Source organism: Streptomyces sp. NPDC001027 (assembly GCF_040299045.1).
In the GTDB taxonomy this organism is placed as follows: domain Bacteria; phylum Actinomycetota; class Actinomycetes; order Streptomycetales; family Streptomycetaceae; genus Streptomyces.
The window spans coordinates 1-2980 of sequence record NZ_JBEPBI010000461.1 but is presented as its reverse complement, the minus strand read 5'-3'; the positions used below and the strand labels follow the sequence as shown (position 1 = coordinate 2980).

The 2980-nt window shown below is 71.5% G+C and carries 4 protein-coding genes; 3 read left to right on the top strand and 1 reads right to left on the bottom strand.

Annotated elements, in window-relative coordinates; all coding sequences use genetic code 11:
* On the top strand, positions 1–849 hold an 849-nt coding region (locus ABT300_RS42705), incomplete at its 5' end, for a LysR substrate-binding domain-containing protein (protein ID WP_351688179.1).
* Positions 850–1075: 226 nt separating this feature from the next.
* Here the strand turns inward: ABT300_RS42705 and ABT300_RS44665 are convergent.
* Complete coding sequence (locus tag ABT300_RS44665) at positions 1076–1198, bottom strand: hypothetical protein (protein WP_502978125.1); 123 nt, start codon at positions 1196–1198, stop codon at positions 1076–1078.
* Between the two features lie 618 nt (positions 1199–1816).
* Here ABT300_RS44665 and ABT300_RS42695 point away from each other — a divergent pair.
* Positions 1817–2356 carry a phosphonopyruvate decarboxylase gene (locus ABT300_RS42695; protein ID WP_351688176.1) on the top strand — a complete coding sequence of 180 codons (540 nt, stop codon included), beginning with the start codon at positions 1817–1819 and terminating at the stop codon, positions 2354–2356.
* Positions 2356–2955, top strand: coding sequence for a thiamine pyrophosphate-dependent enzyme (locus ABT300_RS42690; protein ID WP_351688174.1), 600 nt, complete (start codon positions 2356–2358; stop codon positions 2953–2955). Before ABT300_RS42695 ends, ABT300_RS42690 begins: the two co-directional genes overlap by 1 nt.
* Positions 2956–2980: the final 25 nt, after the last annotated feature.

Sequence of the window (2980 nt, the reverse complement as noted above, 5' to 3'; positions counted from 1 at the left end):
CGGCAGATCCGCACCCTGGAGCAGGAGCTCGGCATCGACCTCTTCGAGCGGACCGGGCAGGGCATGCGGCCCACCGACGCCGGAGTGATCATGGTCGACCGCGCCCGGCGTGCCCTCGACGAACTGGAGCGGGCGCGCGCCGAGGTACAGCCGAGCCCGGGCGTGGTGACGGGCATCGTCACCGTCGGGCTGCTGGAGAGCACGAGCGATCTGCTGGCCGAGCCGCTGGTGACCGCTGTCGCCCGCGACCACCCCGGTGTCGAGCTTCGCCTGATGACCGCCTACTCCGGCCATCTGCAGCAGTGGCTCGACGCCGGCGACCTCGACCTGACCCTGCTCTACAACCTCGACAGCACCCCCTCCCTCAACGCCCGCCCACTGGTGCGGGAGCACCTGTGGGCCGTCGCTCCGGTCTCCGCCGGCCTCCGCGCCGACCACCCCGTGCCGTTCGCGGAAGCGGCCCGGCGCCCTCTCGTCATGTCCGCCTCGGGCCACGCCCTGCGCCGCCTGATCGACGCGGCGGCGGCGCGTGCGGGAACCGCCATGGACGTCGTCGTCCAGACCAACTCGATGCGCGTGCAGAAACAGCTCGTCCAGGCAGGGCACGGCTGGACCGTCCTACCCGGCGTGGGCATCGCCGAGGACGTGGCACGGGGCGCACTGAGCGCCGCCCCGCTGAGCGAACCCGACGTGTGGCGCTCGATCGTCCTCGGCACGCCGAGGCACGGGCGCACGCCGCCCGCCGTGGAGGTCGTCGCACGCGAGCTGGTCCGACAGGTCAACTCGGCCGTGCAGCAGGGCAGATGGCCTTCCGCCCAGGTCCACGGGTCCGACACCGAGAGCACGTGACTCACCCGTCGGCTCAGCGTCGGAGCAGACCATCGAAGAACCCCGGGACATCGCATGACCGACGCCGGACGCCGGTGCACCACCATCGCCCGCGCCCAGGGCGGCACGGCGCCGGCCTGGCAACGCCTGGGAGACGGGTATCCGCTCGTCCTCCTGGCCGGGCAGGCGAACAACCACCACTGGTGGGACGCCATCCGCGCGGACCTCCACGCCACCCACTCCACCATCACGTCGAGATGCGCGGCACCGCGAGAGCGACAAACCCCAAGGGCCTTACTCCACACAGCAGTTCGCCGACGACGCGATCGCGGTGCTCGATCGTCTGGGCGTCAGGCGCGCCGATGTCCATGGGACCTCCACGGGCGGGCGCGTGGCACGGTAGGTGGCCGCACGTCACCCCGACCGGGTGCGACGCCTCGCCCTGGGCTGCACTTCCCCCGGCGGTCCGGTCGCCGTCGAACGGGACGCCTCCGTACGACGAGCTCTGACCCAGGCCGACCCGGATGCCGCCCGCCGTGCACTGATCGACCTGATGTACACCCCGCGTGGCTTGCCGGCCGCCCTGGCCCGTACGCGACCCTCAGCGACCCGGGCATGCCCCCCGTACGCCCGCCACGGCCACCTGGTGGCCGGCAACGGTCACGACGCCTGGGACGTGCTCCCCGACATCACGGCGCCGACGCTGCTGCTGCACGGCGACCCAGGACCGGCTCGCCCCGCCGGGCAACCTCCCGCTCCTCGCCGCCCGCATCCCCCCGCACGATCAGTCACGTCTTCCCGGGCGCCCAGCATGCGCACTTTGAGGAATGACGCTCCGAGGCCGGCGCCCTCGTCTCGGCCTTCCTCACCGAAGGGCCGTAGCGGCGCGCCGTCGCATGGGCACGGTCGCTCGCTATGCGAGCGGCGCATGCGGGCATCACGGCTTTCTATTGTTCAGCTCTGCCCATCAGGACTCATGATGAGCGGCATGAACGAGACACCCGCTCCCGCGCCGCCCTCCTGGCAGGAGGACGTCTTCGCCACGCTGAAGAAGCGCGGCATTCAGCAGATCGCCTACGTCCCCGACGCCGGCCACTCCCACACCATCCTCGAGGCGCAACGCGACCCCGCGATCCACGACGTGGTGCTGACCACCGAGGAGGAAGGCGTCGGCGTGGTCGCCGGCGCCTGGCTGGGTGGTCAGCGCGCGGCTCTGCTGATGCAGAGCAGCGGGGTCGGCAACTGCGTCAACATGTTCTCCCTGCTCGAGATGTGCCGGTTCCCTTTCTTGACGCTGGTGACGATGCGCGGCGAGTACGCCGAGTTCAACCCCTGGCAGAGCCCCATGGGCCGCACCACCCAGCAGGCCCTGGAACTCATGGGCATCACCGTGCTGCGGGCCGATGAGCCCGAGGACGTCGAGGAGACCGTCGAGGCCGCCCTGGACTCGGTGTTCGAGGCCGGCGAGCGCGTCGCCGTGCTTCTCGGACAGAAGCTGATCGGCCGCAAGAAGTGGGAGCGCAACTGATGACCGCCGTCGACACCCCGGTCCGCCTCGACCGCCGCCGTTTCGTCGCCGACCTGATCTCCCGGCTCCCGGAGGACGCGCTCGTCGTCACCGGCCTCGGCTCTCCCAGCTACGACGTGTTCGCCGCCGGCGACCGCCCCGGAAACTTCTATCTCTGGGGCGCGATGGGCGCCGCCGCACCCCTCGCCCTGGGCCTCGCCCTCGCCCAGCCGGACCACCCGGTCGTCGCGATCACCGGCGACGGCGAACACCTCATGGGCATCGGCGCCTTGGCCACCATCGGCGCCCGGCTCCCGCCCAACCTCACGATCGTCGTCCTCGACAACGCCCACTTCGGCGAGACCGGCATGCAACCCAGCCACACCGGCCTGGGCACCGATCTCATCGCGGTCGCCCAGGGTTTCGGCATCCGCGACGCCGAACGGATCACCGACCTCGCCCAGGTCGAAGGCCTCGCCATGCGCATCGCGGCGCGCACAGCGACCACGTACGCCCAGGTGCTCATCGACACCACCGAGCCCCCGCGCGCGCTGCCGCCCCGCGACGGCGTCGCAAACAAGAACGCCTTCCGCGCCGCTCTCGGCCTCGGCCCCTTCTAGCTAGGGCCTGTCGTTTGGATCACGC